The organism is Brumimicrobium glaciale (assembly GCF_004152935.1).
GTDB classification, from domain to species: Bacteria; Bacteroidota; Bacteroidia; order Flavobacteriales_D; family Crocinitomicaceae; genus Brumimicrobium; species Brumimicrobium glaciale.
On the sequence record NZ_SETE01000006.1, the window covers coordinates 315,339 to 341,366 of the forward strand.

The following is a 26,028-nucleotide window of genomic DNA, read 5'->3' on the forward strand; positions in this document are numbered from 1 at the left end:
TCTCCCTCTTTTTTGAACATACAAACCACAAAATTCAGTTACCGCGAGATTTGTCTTGCGGTCTGATTTTTCTAAATGGAGTATTTGTAATGGTAAATGGAGTATTTGTAATCTTACTCAAACAATATAGAGGAACTATTCTTTTAATTCAATTTCTACATCTTCGAGGGCGTTGTAGATGAGGTCAAATTCATATCCTTTGCTCGCTAAATAACGTTGAACTTTTACTTTGATTTCAAAATCAGTTCCACTCTTAGATTTCCATTTTTGAAGTGCTAGAGAATGAAGCATATCGACATATTCTTGCTCATCAATCTCTTTTAAAGCATCTTTAATGATTCGGGCAGTTATTCTTTTTTGTTTTAAATGAGCAACGATTTTATTTCGTCCCCATTTTTTGATTCGGTGTTTTCCCGAAACAAAGCTATCAGCAAATCGCTGTTCGTCTAGGAATTTATATTCTATGAGGTGTGAAAGTAAAGCGTTGGTGTCCTCATCATCTATTCCGTAATCTCTAAGTTTGTTATAAACCTCGTGATGACAGCGATCGCGATAAGCACACCAAGCTTCAATTTTGTGTTTGGCTTCTAAAAAGGAATATTTATCCTCTTTATTCATACCTAAATCTTTACAATTTTACCTTCTTTGTCTTTAAAAGCATATTGTAATAAATGGAAATTCGTTACTCCTGTAACTCTGATCCACTTTTTGTATTTTAAGAACCATTTTACCTGTTTAGAGAGTAAACCAATCTTAAAATGGGATTCAATATAGGGATGAACCTCTAATGAAATGTCTTTAATTTTTCTGTCTTCAATTAAGTAAGTCAGATTGTTTTCAACTTCATCAGCAAATAAAATACTTGCTGTAATTTCTCCTGTTCCATCACAAACAGGACACTTTTCAGATGTTTCAATGTCTGTTTCTGGTCGAACTCGCTGACGTGTTATTTCAATTACACCAAAACGAGAAGGAGGTAAGATATTGTGCTTAGCACGGTCAGGTTTCATAAACTCTTTCATTTTCTCAAAGAGCATTTTATTATTTTCCTTCTCGTGCATGTCGATAAAGTCGACTGCAACAATACCACCCATATCTCTCAATTGGAGTACACGTGCTAATTCTTCAGCAGCTTCTAAATTGGTCGCTAGAGCATTACTTTCTTGCCCTTTTGGATCCTTTCTATTTCCACTGTTTACATCCACCACATGCATGGCTTCTGTATGTTCGATAATTAAATATCCGCCACTTTGCAAAGGAACTTTCTTCCCGAATAGCGTCTTGATCTGTTTGTTAATTCCAAACTTTTCAAAGATGTCTAATTTACCATTGTATCGCTTTAATATGTTCTCCTTATCTGGAGCAATTGAAGCGACATAGAGTTTCATTTTGTCGAATAAATCATCGTCATTTACATGTATGTTTGTAAAGTCAGCATTCAATAAATCTCTTAATAATGAAGAGGCTTTATTGATTTCACCTAATATTCTTCTTGGCGGTTTAGAGTTAATTAAATTACCATGTAATTTAGTCCATTTCGCTATAAGATCTTTAAGGTCTTGATCGATTTGCTCGATTTTTTTGTTTTTCGCTACAGTACGAATAATCACCCCAAAATTCTTTGGTTTGATGTTCTTCATAATGTCGCGCAGACGTTCACGTTCCTCAGGGTCTTTCAATTTCTGTGAAATAGAGACCTTGTTTGAAAACGGAACGAGTACTAGGTACCGACCGGCTAATGTTATTTCAGCACTTAATCGAGGTCCTTTGCTCGAAATTGGTTCTTTTGCAACTTGAACCATTATGTGTTGAGAGGAGGAAACCACATCAGTGATCTTTCCATCCTTAGCAATATCTTCTTCAGTTTTGAAGTACAAGAGGTCGGCTACGTTTTGTTTTCCTTGCAACGTATGTTGGGTAAACTTATTGAGCGACAGATACTGTGGACCTAAATCCAAGTAATGCAAAAATGCATCTTTTTCATATCCTACATCGACAAAACACGCGTTAAGACTGGGTACAACTTTTCTAACCTTACCATGGTATACATCACCAACAGCAAAGTCCGTTTGTTCACTTTCTTCGTGTAATTCAATAAGCTTTCCGTCTTTTAGTAGTGCAAGCCAAACACTCCCTTTGCGGGAGTCAACCACTAATTCGTAATTCACGGAAGCCGTATTTAAGTTTATATAATACAAATAACTTAGCAAACATTTGCCAAGTTATTTGTTGAATTGTCATAATAGCTCTGGTCGTAAACAGTTTAATTATAAAATGTTTCCGACCAGAAACTGTGAAAAATAGAAATCTATTTTTTCTTCTTGTGACGGTTCTTTCTTAAACGCTTCTTTCTCTTGTGCGTTGACATTTTATGTCTCTTTTTCTTTTTACCACTTGGCATAACTATATGATTTTAAGTATTAATATTCTGTATTCTAAGTGTCTTTTTAACAAAAACACTCCTGCCTTTCAAGAAAAACAGGAGTGCAAAGATATAAATAACTTTTATAAGTCCCAATAAGCGGACAATTTTTCAATTATTTAACCTTAACATTTGATTTTACGTCTTCTACAAATGTCTTAGCAGGCTTAAATGATGGAATATTGTGCGCAGGAATAATAATAGTCGTATTTTTTGAAATGTTTCGACCAGTTTTTTCTGCTCTTTCTTTTACGATGAAACTACCAAAACCTCTTAAATAAACATTCTCTCCATTTGTAAGAGATTTCTTTACTGTGTTCATGAATGATTCAACAGTTTTTTGAACTTCGTTTTTCTCTAGTCCAATTTCTTCAGCAATTTCAGCTACAATATCAGCTTTTGTCATAATCTAATTTTTTTTAACTTTTAACAACTTAATGATTTCCAGCCACAAAGGTACTTAGCTTATTCCTGTTATCTTTGTCTTTTTCAAAATAATTTTAAAAAATATCCTAAATGTCTCATTTTGCTCTATCAATACAGGTTTGGTATCGACAAAACCACAGGAATCTTCCATGGAGAGATACCAAAAACCCATATAAAATTTGGCTATCGGAAGTTATAATGCAACAAACGAGAGTTGATCAAGGAAAATCGTACTATTATAAGTTTATAGAAAATTATCCTGATGTTTTTAGTTTAGCTTCTGCTGATGAACAAGAGGTTCTGAGATTGTGGCAAGGGTTGGGTTATTATAGTAGAGCGAGAAACTTACATTCCGCAGCTCAACAAGTCGTAAATGATTTTGATGGAGTTTTCCCGAATACCTATAAAGACATAAAAAGCTTGAAAGGTGTTGGAGATTATACTGCTTCTGCCATTGCTTCTTTTGCTTATGATTTACCATATGCCGTTCTGGATGGAAACGCTTTTCGTGTGCTTTCTCGCTATTTCAATGACAATACGCCTATAGATACAGGTCAAGGTGCGAAGCTTTTTAAAACTTATGCCGAAGAAGTGTTGAACAGAGAAGACCCAGCTGAATTCAATCAAGCAATTATGGAAATAGGAGCGATGGTGTGTAAACCAAAGAATCCTGATTGCGAAAATTGTCCTTTGGCAGATACTTGCTTGGCCTTTAATGAAGGTGATCCTTTACAGTTACCCGTGAAATCCAAAAAAGTAAAAGTAACCACAAGGCATTTTCATTACTTAATTTATCCTTCTCAAGATATTCAATTGATTAAAAGAGAAGGAAAAGGCATTTGGCAAAATATGTATGAGTTTCCTGTGCTTGAATTAGAAGACAAGAAACTAAAAAAAGAAGTAAGTGCTATTGTGAAGGATAAATATGGTGTCAATATAATTAAAAGAATTTTTGATGAACGGCATATTTTAACCCACCAACATATTAACGCAACATTTTGGGAAGTTGATGAAATGTTGAAAGGAGATACTATTATAGTAACGGATTTGAATTTAATTAATGATTTACCATTGCCAAGATTGATTGAACGGTTTTTGGAGAATAATGTAGGGTTGTTTGATTTGTGATGTTGTAAGAATGATTAAATTTGGTGATAATAATCCTACCAAAAGGTGCACAAAGCTAACAAATGGTTGGTGGGTTTGTAGGCTGGTGGTGGGGTTATAAGTGAGTTAGCATACATTATGAAAAGATTGAAACTTATAATTAGTATCTTATTAATACTCCCAATTTCGGTATTTTCCCAGATTAAGAAATTGAAAATTAGAATGCATAATAAGGCTTATCATGAAGTGTTTGCATATTCTTGAGAATAATGTTAGCGTAAACGTAACTCAATTTGAGCCAGGGGTCGAATTACAAGATTTAAAGGTAAGTCATGATAGTAAATACTTTTTTTACAGATACAAGAGAGAAAGCATATACGTTAGCTGTTTTTGAACTTAAATCGTTTAAAAAGGAGCTATAACTGACACATTATTTAGACTCTTTATTTAATTTAACCTCATGAAATTTATCTTCGGTTTTAAATGTTTTTCTAAACTTTTCTTACTCATCATATCGCTTATAGATTTTTCTTTGGTTAGTCAAATATCTATTGAAGATTCGACCGATTATTTTGCTAAAGGGTTAAAAGCACATGAGGCTGGAGACTATGAAAAAGCATTAAAACTCTATAACAAACAACTTAGTTATTTCCCTAGAGATTATCGTGCTTACAACAATCGAGGGAACGTATTTGTGGAAATGGGTGAAGAAGAGAAAGGAATGCAAGATTATGAAAAGGCTCTATCTATTGACTCTTCCATGCGACTTGTTAGATACAATATTGGAAGCCTAAAATTTGACGAAGGACTGTTTGGGGCATCTATTGATTGTTTTAAAGAGGAAATTAATGTCAACCCCAGTTACAGCGACGCATATAACAATATGGGTTATTCATACTTTATGCTTGAAGAGTTCGATTTAGCAATTAACTCATTTGAAAAAGCAATTAAATTAGACTCAAATAGTAATACTGCTAAAATCAATTTAGAAAAAGCTTTAGAACAAAAAGCAATTAATGAAAAGTGGAAAGATAAGTTAGCGGTGTATAAGAAGATTGTCTATGATTCTTCATTCACTATACTTAAAGAGTTAGGTTTTCCCTCCGCATATAATAAGAAGTTTCTTTTCTCTAGTCATTACATTTATGACAACTGGAATGCTTATAGTGGTACTGCTTTAAAATTTTATGAGAGCAATAATAAACTCACCCATGTTATAAGCTTAAAAAAGGGAGTAGAAAATGGGTACTCACTAAGTTTTGACTTCTTCAAACTGTTGAACGAATTAACATATACCTGCCAAGATGAAAACTATAAAATTGAAATACTTTATAGTTATGATAAACAATACAAATTAGTCCCTTATTGGATAAGAATTAAAAAGAACACAACTAGTGGTTATCATTCTATTTCTATAAAGTATAAAAAACGTAAAATAAAAGTCACTGAAAAATATGATTTTTCAAGGCTCTCACTTTTCAGTAAGCGAATGAAAAACACAAACGAGTTGTCAGAGTTTTTAAAATCAAAATACTATCTTTCCGAGGAGATTATAGAACAGTGTGTTATTATGGGGATTTTCTCAAGAATTGGGTTAAGCCAGGAAGAGATTATAGAGCAAGTTGGCTTTAAGGCTCGGCTTCTTAAACTATTGGAGCCTTTTAGATTTTAATTAAATCAATTCATATATTCTAAGTTGTATAATTTCTGTGATAATTATTTTGTTAACAGGCTCGATTGCTTTCAATAGTAACAATTAGAGAAGTAACATATGCTAACACAGCCTTTGACGATCAGCCCGTAAAAACCTTCGATTTTTACATTTATGTAAATTTAAAAGTTTGTATCTTCGATAAAACATTTAGCAAACAGGCCGCCGCAAAGCCTCAAACGTTAGCATTCATAAAAAAAAACTATAATGATTAGAAATAATAAATTAATACTACTTTCCTTTATTGCATTTTTGTGCATTTCCTTCACAACTCTTAATTCTCCAAAGGACTTTTTAGGAGTAGGTAAAAAAATAAATTTTGATAAAAAAGAGTACTCATTAGTTTGGAGTTCTAACCCTTCCGATAATTACTATAAACAAGAATATTTGCCAGAAGGAGCAACACTGAAGGAATATAATGATATGATAATTATTGAATCCATAATTGGAGACTTAACTGTTGAAGATGCAGCTAAATTTAAAATATCTGAATTAGAACTATTAAAAAAGACCAATCCTGTTGTGAATTATAATATCTATGACAATGGAAATGAAAAAATAATTGATTTCGTCATTAGCGATGGAGCATATATTTTCGAATGGAATCTATACAGATATAAGAATGAAAAATCAAAAAATAAAGCATTAGTATTATACGCCTATACATATAGAGATAGTATAGTAGATAATGAAGTACTAAAACCATTTTTCGGAAGGATAGCAGATAATCGAAATGATATTATTAAGCAATTAGGAGAACTAAAACTTCCAAAAGTAAAGATAAAATAAACGAAGGTGAACATAGCCTTTGACCCTCAGCCTGTAAAAACCTTCGATTTTTACATTCATGTAAATCTAAAAGTTTGAATCTTCGATAAAACATATTGAAAATAGGCTTAGCGAAAAACCTTAAATATTGATAAAAAGGGTTCTATATGATTTTGTGTGGGTAGTTTTAAAATCTATGGTTTTAATTGAAGCTAAACGATTGTTAATTTGGTTCTACTTTTATTTAAATGGAAACTTTCTATTAAAAATCTAATTCGCTTAATTTTATAAGCTCCTGTTATTTAGGTATTTATTATTCGAAGTCCCAGAGGGACGGCATGTTAATAGGGATGGACGTAAGTCCATTCGCCAAACGATACAAACCGAAACAAAACCCCACAAAATCGACTTAATTGCATGCAATTAGGTCGATTTTGTGGGGTTTTGTATTATATCTATTTTTTTTAAACCAAGGACTTACGTCCTTGGCTATTAATATGCCGTCCCGCCGGGAATAATCAATTGAAATACAGACCACCATGTGCTTGCTTGTAAAAATGAAATGATAATTTTGATAAATACTTTAAAATACAACTCGTTTAGGTTACAGTTCAATTCGTAGTAGAACCATTAATTTTTCGAAGGATTAAAATTGATTACCCACAGTATTTCACATAGAGCCATAAAAAGGAATTAGACAAAATTTATATAAATGTAATAACCACTAAACTCCACCCAAAATTTCTTCGTAAACATCATTCTAAATTGCAACCCCATAAACCAAAACAACCCTAATTTATAGATTATTAATTTTTTACAAATATTGTATGTATATTTAAGTGAATTATTTTTTACTTTTGCAATTATGGCAGGAAGCGTTAACAAAGTTATATTAATTGGTAATTTAGGAAAGGATCCAGAGATTCGGGTTTTAGAAAATGGGACAAAATTGGCTCGTTTTTCTATTGCTACGTCTGAAAACTATACTGATAAGACAACTGGAGAACGCAGGGATATTACAGATTGGCATAACATTGTAGTGTGGAGAGGCCTTGCAGATGTGGTGGAGAAATATCTTACGAAAGGACAAAAAGTCTATATCGAAGGTAAATTGAAAACACGTTCATGGCAAGATGAAGCTGGAGCTACAAAATACAGCACAGAAGTTGTTGCTGATAACATGACAATGTTGTCTAGTAAAAGCGAAAACACAAATAGTTCTAAACAGCCTGATTTCAATACTGGAAATACTCCAGAAAAACCTAAGCCGATGAGCGGAGGATTGTCTGAAGATGATGATGACGATTTACCATTTTAAAGCATTAGTTTAATGGACGATACAGACCCCCTTAGTTCTATTTTATTATCGATTCCCCCGGATTTCGGTATGAGTTTTTGGATTTCAATTTTAGTACTTATATTGCTTCTTGTTACCTCAGCATTGGTTTCAGGTTCCGAAGTGGCATTTTTCTCGCTTACTCCAGAAGACAAAGAAGAAATTAGAGACTCTGCAGATCCTGCAGCAGAAACATCCTTGCGACTTTTGAATAATCCGAAAGGTTTACTCGCTACTATTTTAATCGCGAATAATTTCGTGAATGTTGCAATAGTAATTTTATCTAGTTACATATTTAGTCAGATATATCCAGTTAATCCTAATTTTATTGGTGTTGATTATTTAAGAACAACAATTGAAATTGGAGGAATTACTTTCGTGCTTTTATTGATTGGCGAAGTAATACCTAAAGTCTATGCCAATAGAAATAGTTTGAAGTTGGTGAGATTAATGACCACACCTTTAAATGTAGTGGGTAAAATACCACCGTTTTCTTGGTTGAGAATGTTTCTTGTTAACGGAACGGATATCATTTTAAAATATGCTAGAAAACGTCAAATTGATGTTTCTACCGATGATTTGGAGAATGCAATTGCCCTTACACGTGAGGAGCATACTACAGCTGATGAACAAAGAATACTTGAAGGAATTGTAAATTTTGGAAATACAGATGTGCGCCAAGTGATGCGATCAAGAGTAGATACAATTGCCATCAATGAAGAGTTGTCTTACGAAGAGGTTATGAAGCTTATTTTGAATTCAGGATACTCAAGAATACCTGTTTTTAAAGATACTTTTGATAATGTAACAGGAATTCTTTTCGTTAAAGATTTATTAGCACACCTTAATGCACCAGCAGATTTCGAATGGAATGCTATTATTCGTCAACCGTTTTTTGTTCCTGAAAACAAGAAAATTGATGATCTACTAAAGGAGTTTCAAGAGAAGAAAATGCACATGGCCGTTGTTGTAGATGAATACGGCGGTTCTTCTGGTGTAGTGACCTTGGAGGATGTACTTGAAGAAATTATTGGTGAAATCACGGATGAGTTTGACGATGAAGATATCGTTTACACAAAATTAGATGATTCAACATATCTTTTTGAAGGAAAAACATCTTTGGTTGATATGTATAAAGTTTTAGAAATTGACGGTAAGGCTTTCGAAGAAGTTAAAGGAGAATCTGATTCAATCGGAGGATTTTTAATTGAACAATCTGGAAGGATTTTGCGTAACAATGAAATTTATATTTTCGAAAACTTTAAGTTTGTTGTAGAATCTTCTGACAAGAAAAGAGTGAAGACGATTAAGATCATTAAACAGTAAATAAGTTATGTTGAAAAATGTAGGGTTGGCTTTATTGGGATTATTTTTAATCGCTTCATGTAATAATGATAAAAACTTTGTTCCTAAACCTTCCACATTTTTAGAACTTAATTTTCCAGAACGTACTTACGAAATATTTACTGACAGTTGTGGATATTCATTCAATAAGCCAAGCTATTTTAATGTCCAAAATGTTGAAGGTTCTACATGCAATAGAGATGTTAAGTTGACTAAATTGAATGGAACGCTCCACCTGAGTAGAATTGAAATGGATACTTCATTAGCGGTTTACGTTAATTATGCCATCGATAAAGTAGGAGAACACAAAGTGAAAGCGACTGCCATTCTCGATACTTCATTTATTAGAAATGATGCACGCGTTTTTGGAACCCTTTTCGAATTACAAGGCAACGTAGCTTCTCCATTCCAGTTTTATTTAACCGATAGCACCAGCCGATTTATAAGTGGTGTGGTTTATTTCAATACGCTGCCAAATTATGATTCCATTAAACCAACACTGGATTTCGTGAAGAGTGATCTTTATGAGTTTATGAATACTTTGGAGTGGAGGTAGTTTGATCTTTTAAAGATTCAAGAATTCAAGAATTTAAGAATTCAAAAATTCAATGATTCAATGATTCAAAGATTGAAAAATTCAATGATTCAATGATTCGGGGATTGAAAGATTTAAAGATTCAAAAAATCAAAGATTCGGGGATTAAAAGAATGACACTATGTTCTTTTTGTTATTAAAACTTAAATGTTTTTGATTCTCAAACAATCTCATTATTCGTCAATTCACTGTCAAATCATCGGTATTCATTCTGTATTTATCACATTTATGCAGTTCTCGAAGCATTAACCCAAGCCCCGACGGATACGGAAATCTTACAGCACTTGATGACATGGCGCATGTAAAAGTATAGCGACCTTGGAAGCTCATACTTCTGCATTTAGCGACATAGTTATTAAGCATGTAAATTGGAGGAGTAGGCGGAAAAGGCTCCCAAAAGAATATCTAAATTTAAGTCCTTCTATCGGTCTCAGAAATAGTTAAAACTATGCACCTTAGCTCCTAAAAAAAAATAAATCGAACAATAGATTGTACACAAAAGACAAAAATTGACAAACATCTAAAATCTAACGCCTATAATCTAACATCTAAAGTCTAACATCTAACATCTAAAGTCTAACATCTAACATCTAATGTCTAAAATCTAAATACTCCATTCTCATTTAAACCTATATTCCTTTCAGTCCAAAGTGGTTCATTTCTCTTTTGCTTTTACAATTATTGGCAGCAATAAAGCTTCGTATTTGGTTTTAGACATGTTTTTATTCCAAAAATATAGTGAAACTTTGTCGCCTGGTAATAAATCGAAGTCCATATTACTTTTAACCAAATAGTTTAATTGTCTATCTTTTTCAATTGGCATATCGGCTAATTTGAGATCCAGTTTATCCCAGAAAATACTTTCTTCGCCTCTTTTGATAGAGCAAACTAATATAGGATGATTTTCATCTTCCTCGTCTTGAGTCCAGCCTTTGACTAGTTTTAAATTGATGTCAAAAATAATTTCCTTGTAAGGTTTTACTAAAATGGTGCTGTATATACTGCTGTATTCTACTTTATCATCAATCTCAAGTTTCTTGTTAATCGTTTCTAGGACCTCTAAATCCGATTTATATGGAATAAGTATGTTGTTGCTCACAACTTCATCATGCACAATCGTTGAGGCAGCCAATAAATTAGCAAGTAGTTTCTCGTTTTCATCATTTTTTATTTCTGTAATACTTAATCGATCACCAAGTTTGTATAGTTTGCCTTTGGAATAATAGTGATTATTGTGAAGTATGTTTTCTGTTCTTCTGTCATTCAGCATAAATAAAATATCGCGATTCGATTGAAAGACGCTTGAGGTATCAAAAGCTTTTCCTAACCAACTTACAGAATCCAATTCGGGATATTTATATTTTTCTTGTAATAAGTTATAAAAAGATGGCGCTATGTCTAAATGTGAATTTACTCCTTTAAAGTGTGTTGCCTTTTTTAATAACGGTGAATAGATCATTAAAACAGAACGGTATTTTTCAATGTGACTCCCTTGCGGAATTTCGCCCATCATGTGATCTCCTAATATAATGTATATCGTATTCTCGTGCGCTTTCAGCTTTTTCTGTTCATGGAAATAAGCGTTTAGGGCGTCATCTGTGTAAAGGAAAGTAGCAAATTCCGCAACATATTTAAGGTGCTTCTTTTTTGTGTTTTCACCGGCTTCAGATGCGGCAATTACTTTCCTTACTTTTTCGTAATAAGCATTGTGATCTTCAATCATATAAGGATAGTGCATGGAAAGCGTCAAATACACATCCATAAATGGAGCATTCGATTTTCTTTCTTTTGTTTTCTCAATCACACTTTGAAGAAATTGCTTATCAGGAATTCCAAATGGTATTGAATCGATACTTGTTTGTAAACCAGTGCCTTCGTAATTGTATTCTTTTCTATCGTAAATATTTTTGAATCCTTGATTATTCATGAATAAATCCATGTAATCGAATCGTGCGTATCCTCCAAAATGAAAATCTCCTTGATAACCATTACTAAATAACCAAGTTGCCAAAGTTTCGTTGTTTGGATATCCGGCTTTGTTGTTTGTGAATCCTGCTTTTCCGTGGGGTAAACTACCGAGCATACTAGGCAAAACGGCAAACGATCGTTCTGAAGTTGCTAAGGAATTATCAAAATACAAGCTAAATTCCGATAAAGAATCTAAGAAAGGTGTATAGCTAATTTCATCTGCTTCTGGACCACTAAATGAAGAAGACAAGCTTTCTACTACTAAAAAGACAATGTTTGGCGGAGTTTCTTTTAAATCGAAAAATGGCTTCAGCGTGTTTTCTTGATCTGTGGAATGATAAAGCGGATAATCTTGACTTTGGAGTTTTGGATTTGTAGTTTTCTGATAAAATGCTACATCTTCTGAAAACACACTATTTCGCTCTGCTTTTTGATTGAACAAAACAGAATGAACAAAGAAAATGGCTTTATTTTTTGAAACTTCTGAAAAGCTGCCATTTTCTCTTTCGATTTGTAATCCCATAAGTAAAGAAGGAATTCCGGCGGCCAATAAAAGATAGAAAACCAAACGGTCTTTTTTGAAATTGATGAAGCGAATAAAAAGAAAGTAAAGCAGAACAGGGAAAGGTAAAAGAAGATAATACCATTTAAAAATGAAATAATTTTCTAAAATTATGGAGGCTTGATCCCAACTGAATTGGAAAATTGTGCTTCCCAATAATTCGAGGGTCATGGTAAAGTAGAATAGAGAAATCAATTCTAAAAGAAGAACAGTGCTAAAAAGTATATGGATTAAGATCCGAGTGATTTTAAATTTCCGACCTAAATAGTACAAAGGAAAAAGAATCAATGTAAATAGTCCAGTAGCAAGAACAGCGTTGATGATTCCATAAATCCAAGTAATCCACGGACCTTCCATGTAGTGCTTGTTCGTGATAACAATAAGTCCAATACTCCATGTAATAATTAAAGAAAGAAAGAGCGCAATTGAATACTTAGTGATCTGTTTTATCATGATTTACTTTATTAAAAGTACTCGGTAAAATTACAATTGCTTTTTCGATTTTTGAGCATTACTATTCCCTAAAATTATTTCTAAGATCTAAAATAGCTTTGTTTTGTTGACTTTTGGGTGTTTCATGATTTGTAAAACAAAAAAAGAGGAAGGTTTCCCTTCCTCTTAATATAATAAGTTTTTAGCAAACGCTTACCAAATTAGCTCATAAGGCAATCGCGCTTGAATTCCTGACATTTGTTCAACTTGCTTGATGCGTTTGTACATTTCTGTCAATTCTGCTGGAATAACATTTCCTTTTACCGTATTTTCTTCCTCTTCGAAAGATTCAATAAGTTCTACCCAAGCTTCTTTCTCAACTTTTGGATAATAACGAACGATAGGATTTTTAATTCCGGCGTCTTTTACAGCATAAGCAATTGCATCTTGAATTCCACCAAGTGTATCTATCAATCCAACGCGAAGTGCATCAATTCCTGTCCAAACACGTCCTCTAGCAATAGCGTTCACTTGTTCTACTGTCATTCCTCTTCCCTCAGCAACAACTTTCAAAAATGAAGCGTAAATGTGATCTACTTCTTCTTGAACCATGCTGAATTCTTTTTCACTAAGTTTTTGATTTGTACTTAAAACAGCATGTTGATTTGTACTTACTCTATCGAAAGACAATCCCAATTTGTTTTCAAGCATTTTTCCAGTGTAAGGAATTACTCCAAATACTCCAATAGATCCTGTAATTGTAGTTTCTTCGGCGAATATCTTACTTGCAGGTGCTGCAATATAATAACCACCTGACGCGGCAACATCTCCCATTGAAACAATTACTTTTTTCTTTTCATTGGCCAACTTAACTTCTCTCCAAATTTCGTCACTTGCCAATGCACTTCCTCCAGGAGAGTTAATTCGGAAAACGATTGTTTTGATGTCATCATCTTTTCTGGCATCACGCAAAAGTTTAGTAATGTTTTTACTAGCTAATCCTTCACCTTCTACGATCACGTTACCTTCAGCAACAATTACTGCAACGTTTGCTTTTTTAACATGCGCTATTTTTTGTTGTGCTTCAAATTTCTTTTGTGCATATTTTTCAAAGCCTTTGAAGTTTAAGTCATCTGTGTTTTTAATATCAATTTTATCTGCCAAAAGTTGAATGACTTCATCTCTGTATTTTACACCATCGATTAGTTTGTATTCTACAGCTTGTCCAATTCTTCTTACCAAACCACTGTCTGCAATATGATCTAGTTGCGCAATAGAAATACCTCTGTCCGCACTGATGTTTGTTTTTACAGCTGTCCAGATATTGTCTAAGTAAGTTTGTAATTGCAATCTGCTTGAATCACTCATTTCAGTTAAGAAATATGGTTCAACAGCACTTTTAAAATCGTTATTTGAACCACGAATTACTTGCATTTCAAGATCTAGCTTGTCAAACATACCTTTGTAGAACATTAATTCTGTTCCAAGTCCAAGGAATTCAAACATCGTAGAGTGGAAGCCGTAATTTTCACTAGCAGCTGAAGCAATATAATATTGTTTTAAACTCACCACTTCTCCGCTGTGGTAAGCAACAACAAATTTCCCTGATTCTTTTTCGAAGTTTTTAATAGCATTCCTGATTTCGGTAGCAGTGCTGTATCCACATCTAGCACCATTAAGTTCAATAAATACGCCTTTGATTTGATCATCTTTCGCTGCTTTTTCAAAACCGTACAATAAATCTGCTAGTCCTGTTCGGTTAATCATCCCGAAACTATTTAAGCTGATTTCGTTTTTACTGATTTCTCCAATCTGGCCTTTCAACTGCAGGTGAAGAATAGTTTTATCTTTTACAGAGTAAACTGGTGTGCTGCTCAGAAGTGAACCTATTGCACCAGCGAAAAGCACGATTATTATTGTTATAATAACAACACCAGCAATTAAACTTGGCCAGAATACTCTCCAAAAGGAAACTTTTTTGTTTGTCATAATTTAGTTTATTTGTAATAATTAGTTCATTATTGGTGCAATTTAGTGATTTGCACTCATAAAATGAACAAGTATAAAATTAGTATTTATATTTCCGTTTTGATTCTAGGATTTTATAAAAGGATAAGTAGTTATTTAATTGGTTGATAAATCACATAGAATGAAAAAAAAGCATGACGTCGTAATAGGTTTAGGAAGCAATATTGGGAATAGATTAGAATATTTAGAACTGGCTATTTCGGAAGTTGAAAATCTTCTTGATTCCAAGGCAATTTGTTCTGAAATTTATCAAAGTAAAGCATGGGGATTTCAATCAGAAGATGAGTTTTTGAATTGTTGCATTTCTCTAAAAACAGATTTGAGTCCAGAAGAGGTTTTAAAAGGGACAAAGACGATTGAGAAAAACCTTGGAAGAGTTAAAAAAAGCAAAAAAAACATTTATCAATCGAGGGTAATTGACATTGATATATTGTATTTTGATGATGTCGTTTTGTCCCACGAAAACCTCACTATTCCACATCCTTTAATTCAGGACAGAATGTTTGTTGTCAGGCCTCTTGCGGACATTATACCCACATTTATTGACCCTGTAAAAAAGGAGTCAATTATGGAATTGTTAGCCCATTGTAACGATGAAAATGAGGTCATATTGTACACGTATTAAATATTGACAATTTAATTATTCTTTTAAACTTCTTTTAAGTCGCAGAAATTATTATTATTATTGCAGTCAATAACACGGAAAGAAAAAAAATATGATAATGAAAAAACAAGGAATCAAAGGTTTAGCATTTGTTGCTGCAGCTGGTTTGATAGCTACAAGTTGTGATCTAATTAAGGATGTGGACTATGTTGTAGTCCCTTCACCTCTTGAAATGCACGGAGATAGTGTAAAAGTAAGGATAGATGTTAATGTTGGAGAAAAAGGTATTAACAAGAAAGCTTACGCTGAGATCGTTCCTATGATTGGTACGCACCCTCTAAAGCCTGTTACAATAGTTGGAGAAAAAGCAACTGCTAATGGTACTGTGATTCCTTATAAGCCAGGTGGAAAAGTGGTTTATGAAGACGTTATTTTATATACTCCTGATTTAGCTGTTACTGAGTTAACGCTAACGGGTGCTGTTTACAAAAAAGGTAAAGAAAAAGGTGTAATCGACAGTCAAAAAATTGCTGATGGTACAATCATTACTCCATTACTTGTAAACAAAGATTTCCGTCCAATTCTTGCAACAGACAAATTTGAAAGAGTTACTCAAGAGAAACAAATCGCTGAGATTAACTACTTAAAAGGAAGTCCAGTTGTTCGTCCAGCTGAGAAAGTTGATGCTGACATGAAGGATTTAGAAAATTTCATGATTGCAGCTCAAAAGAATCCTAAGATTAAAATTAAAGGAATCAATATCGAGGCATATGCTTCTATAGAGGGTGAGGAAAATCGTAACAACACGTTATCTGAAGATCGTTCTCAATCAGCTAAAAAAGCAACAATGGAGTTAGCAGCAAAAAAGAAAGTTGCTAATGAAAAAGGTCAAGATGACGCAAACTACTCTACAGCTGGTAAAGGTGAAGATTACGTTGGTTTCAAAAGAGCTTTAACTGCTTCTGATATGGACAAAGGTGATAAAGACCGTATCCTTAGAATTTTGGATATGCAACAAACGCCTGAAGCTCGTGAGCAAGCTATTCGTGACTTAAGTACTTATTTATACTTAGACAATAATATATTCCCAGCGCAACGTCGTTCTGAAATTTCTGTATCTTATGACTTAGAAGGTTATTCTGATGCTGAATTAACAGCTCTTTCTAAATCAAACATCGATACATTAAATGTTGAAGAGATTCTATTTACTGCATCTTTAACTGATGACTTAAACGAGAAATTACGTTTATACAAAGAAGCTGAGCGTTTGAATCCAGAAGATTACCGTCCATCAAACAACGTTGGTGCTATTTATTACATGCAAAATGACATGGCGCAAGCTAAAGCTCATTTTGATAAAGCAAACGGAATCGAAGAAAACGCAATTTCTAAAAACAACTTAGCTGCAATTGCAGGTGTTAATGGAGAGCGTCAAAAAGCAAAAGATTTATTAGGAGAAGCTGAAGGAGCTGGAGACGAAGTTTCATATAACAAAGGTATCTTGAACATTCAAGATGGTAAATATGAAGAAGCTATCTCTAACTTTGGTAGTGAAGATACTTACAACAAAGCTTTAGCACAATTGTTAAACAAAGATGATAGTGGAGCAAAATCAACTATTGATGCTTCTGCAGATGCTAAAACAGCAAGAGGTTATTACCTTAAAGCTATTGTAGCATCTCGTCAAGACAATATCGGTGAAGTAGTAAGTAACTTGGAGAAATCTTTCGCGAAAGATCCATCACTTAAAGCTTATGCTGCAGATGACCGTGAGTTCATCATGTATGCTGAAAACCCAGCGTTTATTGCTTTGAAGAAATAATTAGATAACATATTTTTTAAAAAAGAGCTCATCTAACGATGAGCTCTTTTTTTTGCTCTACTATTTTCTGAACTAATAGAGTTATTGTCTTAGATTTGTATAGGTTTACCTTATTTCAATTATATAATAAAATAAAGATTTGGACAAGATTATTAATAATAAAGCTGCTGAAAATCTGTTTTTCGTGTCTTTAATATCTGCACCTTTCTGGATAATTTGGATTTCATTTGATTACTTTTTTGCAGGTGATTATTTTTATGATTTTATACCATGGCGTTTAGGTGGAGGGATATCTTCATTATTGATTGTTTATCTACTCAAGAAAACAAAGGTTAACTTCATTCTTCTTCAGAGCTTCTTATTTCTTTACTTTAATGTAGCTAAAGCCTATATGTTAATCGTCCTTGATAAAGATTCAATTGATATTTATTTTCAAGCTTATACTATTGACTTATTGTTTATGTTTTTCATACTTATTTTAAGGCCAGTTGAATTGTTTGCTTACTCGGCAATGTCAGTACTTGCAGTTTTATCAATTATAATATTTAGCCCTTTCGATTCTTTATATATACTAGGACATGGCGGATATGTATTCTTAGCTGTGTTGATTGTGATGGTAGTAATTGGGATTTTAAGGTATAAAGGTGTCTTAAGAGAAGCCTTTCTTACTAATAAGATTGGAGAAGCCACTGAAATTGAAAAACTGAATGTTTCATTAGCAGGATCTTTAAAAGAAAAAGAAACCTTGTTACAAGAAATTCACCACAGAGTGAAAAATAATTTACAAATTATATCCAGTATCCTAAGTCTTCAGAATAACTATGTGAAAGATGATAGTACAAAAGTTATCTTAAGAGAAAGTATCAATAGAATTCGCAGTATGTCTGTTATTCATGAAACACTTTATAAATCTAAGAATTTTGCCTCGATTAATTTTTCAGATTATTTATTGGGTTTAACAAATGATATTATAAGCATTTATAAGAGTAATCCTGATCTTAAAATAACAATCGTAAAAGACCTTTCTGATTTAAGGTTCGATTTACAACAAGCAATTCCTTGTGGATTAATCGTAAATGAAATTGTAACCAATGCGGTTAAATATGCTTTCCAAGATAGAAGTGAAGGTGAAATAAACCTAAGTGTGAGATATGATAACGATAATGTTCATATTGAAATTGGGGACAACGGTTGTGGTTTGCATGAAGGATTTAAAATAGAAGAAACAGATTCTTTAGGTCTGCAGTTAGTTCAAGCGCTTGTTGAACAAATCGATGGGACTTTAGAAATTGAATCTTCAAATGGAACGCAATTCAAAATTGTTTTTCCATTAGATAAAGCCGAAAAGAATAGAATCGTTTCTAAAGGTTTATAGTTTGCCCTTTTTTATATCCTCCTCATAACATTCAAAGGCAATTTTAGCGCTGTTGATGGCCAAAGGTATTCCACCGCCAGGATGAACAGTAACTCCTGTGAAATATAGCCCGCTTAAGGTTTTGCTGAAGTTTGGATGTCTATAAAATGCAGCGTATTTATTGTTAGATGCATTTCCATAAATTGAACCTTTCGCTCCAGAATATGTTTTTTCAATAAATATTGGGTCCATCACGAACTCTTCCTCAATTAATGGTGCTAATGAAGTATTCAAATGTTTTCCTAACTTTTTAAGCATGTTGGTTTTAGTTTGCTGAACTAGCGCTTCCCAATCTTGTCCTTCATTTATTGGTGCGTTAATCATTACAAACCAATTTTCCTTGCCATTTGGCGCATCTTCTTTCTTTTCCTTTGAAGTAATGTGAACATAAATCGAAGGATCATTGGTCAGGGTCTTACTTTCAAAAATTTGTTTGAATTCATCTTTGTAATCTGATGAAAAGAACATGTTGTGAACATCCAATTCAGGAAATGATCCATTAATTCCCCAATAGAAAACTATGGCTGATGAAGAACGCTCTTGATTTAAAGTCTTTTTTGGTTTTTCAATTGATTCTGAAAGTAACTTTTCGTAAGTAAAGGCTACATCCATATTTGAAATTACAACATCAAAATCTTCTGAACGCTGATCAGTTGTTATTCCGGTAACTTTATTGTTCTTCGTATCTATCGAAGTGACTTTTTCATTGAAGTAGAATTTTGCTCCTTGATCGAGTGCCAATTTGTATAATGATTTGGCAATTTGTACCATTCCATTTTCGGGGAGAAATACGCCTTCGTTTAATTCTAAATGCTGAATCATATTCAACATTGCAGGAGACTTGAACGGGCTTGATCCGTTATAGGTAGCATAACGATTAAATAATTGAATCGTCTTCTCATTTTTGAACATGGATGCATTTTCCTCGTTCATTGTTGAGTTTAACTTGTATTTGGGGAGTCTTGCTAGTGCTTTGAATAAATCACCTGTAAACAAATGTCTAAATCGATGTAGTGATTTCTCAATAAATAGGGGAGCGATACTGTTGTAATTCTTTCCTGCTTTTATTAAGTATTCCTTAACAACCGATCTGTCTTCTCCAAGTTCGTTTTCAAAAACATCCAGCATTGCATTTGGTTCTGCTGGGAGAGAAAAACGCGTTCCATCATTAAAGAAATAATTGAAGGTGTTTTCTAGTCTTTTGTATTTGAATTCTGAAAAGTCCTTACCACAAAGTTTGTATAAATCTTCGATGTACTTCGGAGCCGTAAAAACAGAGGGTCCCATATCCCAGCGAAACTCTCCCAAGGAAAGATTATTTATCTTTCCTCCAGGATGTGAGTTTGCTTCAAATATACTTACTTGATGTCCGGCATTTGCAAATCGAATAGCGCTTGCTAATCCACCTACTCCTGCTCCAATAATTGCAACCTTTGCCAAATGATTAGGTTTTACTTACCGTGACATTGCTTGTATTTCTTTCCACTTCCACAAGGACATGGTTCATTTCTACCCACAGTTTTCTCTGCTACAACAGGTTGTTGTTTCGGAGCACTTTGTTGTTGAGAATTTGCCATTGCTTGATCGTAACCTTGGCTACCTTCAAACTTTTTCGCGCTATTGCTTGATTGTGCTTGTGTGTTCTCTGCTACTTGTGCTTGCGCGTAATTGTCATTTTGTTTAGTTGCATTGTTTTGAACTGATGCAGTTTCTTGTTGAATAGGTATTTCACCTTTCACCAAGAACTCAACTGTATCTTGATTCAAACGGTCAATCATATCTCTGAAAAGATTAAATGACTCTAGCTTATAAACCAATAATGGATCTTTTTGCTCATGACGTGCTTGTTGAACGGATTGCTTCAAATCATCCATTTCACGTAAATGCTCTTTCCACTCATTGTCAATTAATCCTAAAACAATTGCTTTTTCAAATTGACGAATGATTGATGTTCCATTTGTGTCATGAGCCGCTGCAATAGTTGTTGAAACTTCGATTCCTCTATTTCCATCTGTAATGGGAACACGAATATGACGCGACCAATTTTCTTCATTCTCATAATGTGGTTTCACATTCTCGAATACAAGATTAGCGATTTTCTTATTTTTTGTATCATAACGATCTAATGAAGCGTTATAAACCGCATTAATTGTATCAATTTGAGGCTGATTATTAAACTGATCCGCTGTAATTGGAGATTGAATTCCCACTACTCTCAATAATTCTAATTCGAAATCTTTGAAATCGTCTTTTCCATTGTATTTACCAACTATGAACTCAATAGTGTCATAGTACATGTTTGCAATATCTAAATCTAAACGATCTCCATAAAGTGCATTTTTACGTTTTCTGTACACTGCTTTACGCTGTGCATTCATCACGTCATCATACTCTAATAAGTGTTTACGATTACCAAAGTTGTTTTCCTCTACTTTTTTCTGGGCACGCTCGATAGATTTTGAAATCATTCTGTGTTGAATAACTTCTCCTTCTTTTAATCCCATTCTGTCCATTAATTTGGCAATACGCTCAGAACCGAACTTACGCATCAAATCATCTTCCAGTGAAACAAAGAATTGAGAAGATCCTGGATCACCTTGACGACCAGCACGACCACGTAACTGTCTGTCAACTCGACGAGAGTCGTGACGTTCTGTACCAACAATCGCTAAACCTCCAGCTTCCTTAACTCCTTCACGCAACTTAATATCTGTACCACGACCAGCCATGTTAGTAGCAATCGTAACAGTTCCTTTAGTTCCTGCTTCAGCTACAATTTCTGACTCTTTCTGGTGTTGTTTTGCATTTAAGACATTGTGTTTAATGCCTTTCATCTGCAACATACGACTCAATAACTCAGAGATTTCAACTGTAGTTGTACCTACTAATACTGGTCTGTCTTCGCTAACTAATCTTTCTACTTCGTTAATAACTGCGTGGTATTTTTCACGTCCAGTTTTATAAACCATGTCTTCAAGATCTTTACGTGCCATTGGTCTATTCGTTGGAATAACCACAACATCTAACTCGTAAATATCCCAGAATTCCTTTGCTTCAGTTTCTGCTGTACCTGTCATTCCAGACAATTTGTGGTACATTCTAAAGTAATTCTGTAAAGAAACACTTGCATAAGTTTGCGTTGCCGCCTCAACTTTTACATTTTCTTTTGCTTCAATAGCTTGGTGTAGTCCATCAGAATAACGACGACCTTCCATGATACGTCCTGTAGATTCATCAACAATTTTCACTTTGTCGTCTGCAATAACGTATTCTACTTCTTTTTCAAATAGAGTGTAAGCTTTTAACAGTTGATTAATACTGTGAATGCGCTCAGATTTAACTGAGTAATCACGAATCAATTCATTTTTCTTATCTGCTAAAACCTCTTCTTCTAATCCTTCATTTTCAAGTTTAGCCAATTCTAATCCGATATCTGGCATGATATAGAAGTTAGGATCATTTTGTCCTGACATCAAATCAATACCTTTATCTGTTAGATCGATTGTATTGTTTTTTTCATCAATTACGAAAAATAATTCGTTATCAATAAATGGCATTTGCTTGTTCTGCTCAGCCATATAAAAGTTCTCCGTCTTTTGCAAGTGTGCTTTAATACCTGGTTCAGATAAAAACTTAATTAATGCTTTGTTTTTTGGAAGACCACGGAATGCACGAAGTAGTTTGTGACCACCTTCATCCATTAATCTTCTTTGTTCTTTCTTGTCTTCGTTTGGTTGATTAATTGCAACTAAATCTTTCTTCGCCTCAGCAAGAACTTTATTAATGTAGGCTTTTTGAGCGCTCACTACTTTTTCAATCAGTGGCTTTAAAGCAACATATTCTTGTTGGTCTCCTTTTGGTGTTGGTCCAGAGATAATTAATGGTGTTCTCGCATCATCAATTAATACTGAATCGACTTCATCAATAATTGCATAGTGATGTTTTCTTTGAACAAGACTCTCTATGTCACTTGACATGTTGTCACGTAAATAGTCAAAACCAAATTCATTATTTGTTCCGAAAGTAATGTTCGCCTGATAAGCTTCTCTACGTGATTCAGAATTCGGTTTGTGTTTGTCAATACAATCAACAGATAAACCATGGAATTGATAAAGTGGTCCCATCCATTCACTATCACGACGAGAAAGGTAGTCATTCACAGTTACCAAGTGAACTCCTTTTCCAGCCAATGCATTCAAATATACAGGAAGAGTTGCAACCAAAGTTTTACCTTCACCCGTTTGCATCTCCGCAATATTTCCACCATGAAGTACAGCTCCACCCATTATTTGAACATCATAATGAACCATGTTCCATTCAACATCAGTTCCTGCAGCTGTCCATTTGTTTTTCCAAATTGCTTTATCACCTTCAATGACTAAACCATCGTGGGTTTTTGCCATTTCATGATCATAATCTGTAGCTGTAACAACGATTTGTTTGTTTTCTGCCCAACGACGTGATGTTTCTTTTATTGTTGCAAAAGCATCTGGCATCAATTCCTCCAGAATAACTTCTATTTTTTCATCAACATCTGCTGTAAGCTTATCGATTTTTTCAAAGATGTTTTCCTTGTCTAAAACAACAGTGTCAGGATGATTTGCTTGTTCTTCAAGCGCCTGAATTTCTTTTTCAATATCAGCTGTTCCTTCTTTTATCTTGTCTTGAAACATCTTCGTTCGTGCCCTCAATTCATCATCGCTGATGTTTTTGATTGTTGCATGAATTTCATTGACTTTATCTATAACTGGCTGAAATGTTTTTCGGTCCTTTACCGATTTATCGCCAAGTATCTTTTTTAATAGTCCTCCTATCATTTTGTGTTCTGTTATTTAGTCCTCAAAAATAAGCTAATTACTTTAAATGTGGACGATGTATTTTTAATATATTGGAGTTAGCACAAATTATTCCACTAGTGAATAACTGACATTGTGACGTAATTATGTACAAAAAAGCCCCGACATTTTCGTCGGGGCTTTGATATTCAATTTTGTCTAATATTCATCTTCATTAAAGAAGAAATCTTCCTTTGAAGGATAATCAGGCCAAATGTCTTCGATGTTTTCATAGATTTCACCTTCGTCTTCAATATCTTGTAGATTTTCAACCACTTCTAATGGTGCTCCAGTACGAATTGCAAAATCGATTAATTCGTCTTTAGCCGCTGGCCAAGGTGCATCTTCTAAATAAGAAGCTAATTCTAATGTCCAATACATAATATGTTTATTTTTATCTTGTTAATCTAAATCTGTGGGAATCACTATGTGAATCAGAGCGCAAAAGTAATTTTATTTTTTGATATTCCAAATCGAAATTTGAAATTCAATTTTTAAATGCTTAGAAAGTATCTAAACTCTTGGTTTCCATTGAATTTCTTCAATCTTTAAATCTCTCGCTATTTTTCTTGAAAGTACAAACAAATAATCACTCAATCTGTTCAAATATTTCATCGCAATTTTGTATTGTTCGCTTTCATCATGAAGTCCTACAGCTAGTCTCTCTGCTCTTCTGCAAACACATCTAGCAATATGGCAATGTGAAAGAATTTGTTTTCCTCCAGGCAATACAAAGTGTCTCATTGGTGGAAGACTTTCATTCATTTCATCAATCGATTTCTCGATAAATTCAATATCACTTTCATGAAGTAAAGGTAATTTCATTTTTGTTCCATCTGGCTGTGTTGCCAATAAGGAACCAATAGTGAAAAGCCTGTCCTGAATTTCAATTAACTGATCAAATTGATCCTTTGCGATTTCTTCGTGATCTCTAACTAAACCAATCCATGAATTTAATTCATCTACTGTGCCGTAACTGTCAATTCGTAAGTCATCTTTAGAAACACGTTTTCCCCCAATTAATGATGTTTCTCCTGCGTCTCCTGTTTTAGTATATACTTTCATATCTTGATAATTTGTCTTTTTTGTTATTGGCAATTGAATATAATTAAATTCTTATTCAATTGCCAATTGTAATAGCATAAATAAAGCGAAAATGTTTTGGGGAAGGATGAAATAATAAATTAATGCAAAAGGATTTCAATGGAATGTAGGGACGGTTTGCAAACCGTCCGTACTACAATCCATTTCATGAACAAACCGTCCCTACAATCCATTTCATAAAATCCCCAAAAAGAAATGTCCCAACAAATTCGCTGAGACATTTCTTATAATATTTGATGTTATTCTTGCAAAAAAAATATCAATTATGCACCAAGGATTCCTCTGGAAATAACAATTTTCTGAATTTCAGAAGTTCCTTCATAAATCTGAGTGATTTTTGCATCACGCATCAATCTTTCAACATGGTATTCTTTTACGAAACCATAACCACCATGGATCTGAACAGCTTCAACTGTTTGTTCCATTGCAACTGTTGACGCATAAAGTTTAGCCATTGCACCAGACTGGTCATAGTTAAGACCATTGTCTTTTTCCCATGCCGCTTTGTGTACCATTAATCTTGCAGTTTCTACAGCTGTTGCCATATCTGCAATTTTGAATGCAATTGCTTGGTGCTTGTAAATTTCCTTACCGAATGCTTTACGTTCTTTCGAGTAAGCAATCGCTAAGTCCATTCCTCCAGCAGCAATTCCTAATGCTTGAGCAGCAATTCCAATTCTTCCACCAGAAAGTGTTTTCATAGCGAATTTAAATCCGAAACCATCTTCTCCAATTCTGTTTTCCTTAGGTATTTTTACGTCTGTGAACAATAAAGTATGTGTATCGCTTCCACGAATTCCTAATTTGTCTTCTTTTGCTCCAACTTCGAAACCTTCCATTCCTCTTTCGATAATGAATGCATTAATTCCTTTGTGACCTTTGTCAGCGTCAGTTTGTGCAATTACGATATACGTAGAAGCTGAAGAACCATTAGTAATCCAGTTTTTAGTACCATTTAAAAGATAATGATCCCCTTTGTCAATCGCAGTTGTACGTTGTGAAGTTGCATCAGAACCTGCTTCTGGCTCAGAAAGACAAAATGCACCAATTTTCTCACCTGTAGCAAGAGGAATTAGGTATTTTTGTTTTTGTTCTTCGTTTCCGTAAGTTTCAAGTCCCCAACAAACAAGTGAATTGTTAACACTCATACAAACTGATACTGAAGCATCAATTTTAGAAATTTCTTCCATAGCCAATACATAAGAAATGGTATCCATTCCACCACCTCCGTATTTCGGATCAACCATCATTCCCATGAAACCTAATTCACCAAGTTGCTTAATTTCATCTTTTGGGAATCTTTGCTCGTTGTCACGTGCGATAACTCCTTCTTTCAGTACGTTCTGTGCAAAGTCTCTTGCTGCATCACGCACTGCTACTTGTTCTTCTGATAATTCGAAATTCATACCTATTTATTTTTTATTTTATGATATAAATGCTTAGAATATTTTAAATATATTGCTCTATTTATATCAATGATATCTAAATTTATTTACTTATTATTGAAGCCGTAAAATTAGCGTAATTATTCAAATTACACACTATAAGTA

Annotated in this window: 19 protein-coding genes; 9 read left to right on the forward strand and 10 right to left on the reverse strand. The window is 33.8% G+C overall.

The features are described from left to right. Nucleotides 1-135 precede the first annotated feature (135 nt). From ERX46_RS14845 to ERX46_RS14855, 3 genes are all read right to left on the reverse strand, one after another. Nucleotides 136-618 (reverse strand): regulatory protein RecX, encoded by a 483-nt coding sequence (locus tag ERX46_RS14845; protein WP_130094649.1) that lies wholly within the window; start codon nucleotides 616-618, stop codon nucleotides 136-138. 2 nt (nucleotides 619-620) lie between these two features. Next, nucleotides 621-2,168, reverse strand: a complete 1,548-nt coding sequence (locus ERX46_RS14850; protein ID WP_130094650.1) for an Rne/Rng family ribonuclease — start codon at nucleotides 2,166-2,168, stop codon at nucleotides 621-623. A gap of 369 nt (nucleotides 2,169-2,537) precedes the next feature. Next, a complete protein-coding gene (locus ERX46_RS14855; RefSeq protein ID WP_109359030.1) occupies nucleotides 2,538-2,828 on the reverse strand; it encodes an HU family DNA-binding protein in 291 nt (96 codons plus the stop codon). 110 nt (nucleotides 2,829-2,938) lie between these two features. Here ERX46_RS14855 and mutY point away from each other — a divergent pair, with 110 nt between their 5' ends. The 6 genes from mutY (at nucleotide 2,939) to gldD (ending at nucleotide 9,670) form a co-directional block, all read left to right on the forward strand. After that, nucleotides 2,939-3,976: an A/G-specific adenine glycosylase gene (gene mutY / locus ERX46_RS14860; RefSeq protein ID WP_130094651.1), complete on the forward strand. Its 1,038-nt coding sequence runs from the start codon at nucleotides 2,939-2,941 to the stop codon at nucleotides 3,974-3,976. A gap of 439 nt (nucleotides 3,977-4,415) precedes the next feature. Further along, nucleotides 4,416-5,627 (forward strand): tetratricopeptide repeat protein, encoded by a 1,212-nt coding sequence (locus ERX46_RS14865; RefSeq protein ID WP_130094652.1) that lies wholly within the window; start codon nucleotides 4,416-4,418, stop codon nucleotides 5,625-5,627. Between the two features lie 246 nt (nucleotides 5,628-5,873). After that, the gene (locus ERX46_RS14870) at nucleotides 5,874-6,455 is read left to right on the forward strand and encodes a hypothetical protein (protein ID WP_130094653.1); all 582 of its coding nucleotides are present in this window, start codon (nucleotides 5,874-5,876) and stop codon (nucleotides 6,453-6,455) included. Between the two features lie 844 nt (nucleotides 6,456-7,299). After that, the gene (locus tag ERX46_RS14875; RefSeq protein WP_130094654.1) at nucleotides 7,300-7,752 is read left to right on the forward strand and encodes a single-stranded DNA-binding protein; all 453 of its coding nucleotides are present in this window, start codon (nucleotides 7,300-7,302) and stop codon (nucleotides 7,750-7,752) included. 12 nt (nucleotides 7,753-7,764) lie between these two features. Next, on the forward strand, nucleotides 7,765-9,096 hold the full coding sequence (gene gldE, locus ERX46_RS14880) for a gliding motility-associated protein GldE (RefSeq protein ID WP_130094655.1): 1,332 nt from the start codon (nucleotides 7,765-7,767) through the stop codon (nucleotides 9,094-9,096). Nucleotides 9,097-9,103: 7 nt separating this feature from the next. Further along, nucleotides 9,104-9,670 (forward strand): gliding motility lipoprotein GldD, encoded by a 567-nt coding sequence (gene gldD / locus ERX46_RS14885; RefSeq protein ID WP_130094656.1) that lies wholly within the window; start codon nucleotides 9,104-9,106, stop codon nucleotides 9,668-9,670. 694 nt (nucleotides 9,671-10,364) lie between these two features. Here gldD and ERX46_RS14890 read toward each other — a convergent pair. Beyond that, nucleotides 10,365-12,692, reverse strand: coding sequence for an LTA synthase family protein (locus ERX46_RS14890; protein ID WP_130094657.1), 2,328 nt, complete (start codon nucleotides 12,690-12,692; stop codon nucleotides 10,365-10,367). A 192-nt stretch (nucleotides 12,693-12,884) separates the two neighbouring features. Continuing rightward, the gene (gene sppA / locus ERX46_RS14895) at nucleotides 12,885-14,660 is read right to left on the reverse strand and encodes a signal peptide peptidase SppA (RefSeq protein ID WP_130094658.1); all 1,776 of its coding nucleotides are present in this window, start codon (nucleotides 14,658-14,660) and stop codon (nucleotides 12,885-12,887) included. 160 nt (nucleotides 14,661-14,820) lie between these two features. Between sppA and folK the strand changes: the two genes are divergently transcribed. From folK to ERX46_RS14910, 3 genes are all read left to right on the forward strand, one after another. Beyond that, nucleotides 14,821-15,324, forward strand: coding sequence for a 2-amino-4-hydroxy-6-hydroxymethyldihydropteridine diphosphokinase (gene folK / locus ERX46_RS14900; RefSeq protein WP_130094659.1), 504 nt, complete (start codon nucleotides 14,821-14,823; stop codon nucleotides 15,322-15,324). Between the two features lie 97 nt (nucleotides 15,325-15,421). Beyond that, complete coding sequence (locus ERX46_RS14905; RefSeq protein WP_130094660.1) at nucleotides 15,422-17,125, forward strand: tetratricopeptide repeat protein; 1,704 nt, start codon at nucleotides 15,422-15,424, stop codon at nucleotides 17,123-17,125. Between the two features lie 139 nt (nucleotides 17,126-17,264). Then, nucleotides 17,265-18,500: a sensor histidine kinase gene (locus ERX46_RS14910; protein WP_130094661.1), complete on the forward strand. Its 1,236-nt coding sequence runs from the start codon at nucleotides 17,265-17,267 to the stop codon at nucleotides 18,498-18,500. On the opposite strand, the gene crtD is transcribed toward ERX46_RS14910, so the two are convergent. The 5 genes from crtD to ERX46_RS14935 all read right to left on the reverse strand — a co-directional run bounded on the left by crtD (nucleotide 18,495) and on the right by ERX46_RS14935 (nucleotide 25,884). Further along, on the reverse strand, nucleotides 18,495-19,979 hold the full coding sequence (gene crtD / locus ERX46_RS14915) for a 1-hydroxycarotenoid 3,4-desaturase CrtD (RefSeq protein WP_130094662.1): 1,485 nt from the start codon (nucleotides 19,977-19,979) through the stop codon (nucleotides 18,495-18,497). The two genes, ERX46_RS14910 and crtD, sit on opposite strands and share 6 nt — an antisense overlap. A gap of 11 nt (nucleotides 19,980-19,990) precedes the next feature. Continuing rightward, nucleotides 19,991-23,356 carry a preprotein translocase subunit SecA gene (gene secA / locus ERX46_RS14920; protein ID WP_130094663.1) on the reverse strand — a complete coding sequence of 1,122 codons (3,366 nt, stop codon included), beginning with the start codon at nucleotides 23,354-23,356 and terminating at the stop codon, nucleotides 19,991-19,993. A 177-nt stretch (nucleotides 23,357-23,533) separates the two neighbouring features. Further along, nucleotides 23,534-23,755 (reverse strand): DUF2795 domain-containing protein, encoded by a 222-nt coding sequence (locus ERX46_RS14925; protein WP_101335370.1) that lies wholly within the window; start codon nucleotides 23,753-23,755, stop codon nucleotides 23,534-23,536. A 132-nt stretch (nucleotides 23,756-23,887) separates the two neighbouring features. Continuing rightward, a complete protein-coding gene (locus ERX46_RS14930) occupies nucleotides 23,888-24,439 on the reverse strand; it encodes a cob(I)yrinic acid a,c-diamide adenosyltransferase (protein ID WP_130094664.1) in 552 nt (183 codons plus the stop codon). Nucleotides 24,440-24,741: 302 nt separating this feature from the next. Beyond that, on the reverse strand, nucleotides 24,742-25,884 hold the full coding sequence (locus ERX46_RS14935; RefSeq protein ID WP_130094665.1) for an acyl-CoA dehydrogenase: 1,143 nt from the start codon (nucleotides 25,882-25,884) through the stop codon (nucleotides 24,742-24,744). Nucleotides 25,885-26,028 lie beyond the last annotated feature (144 nt).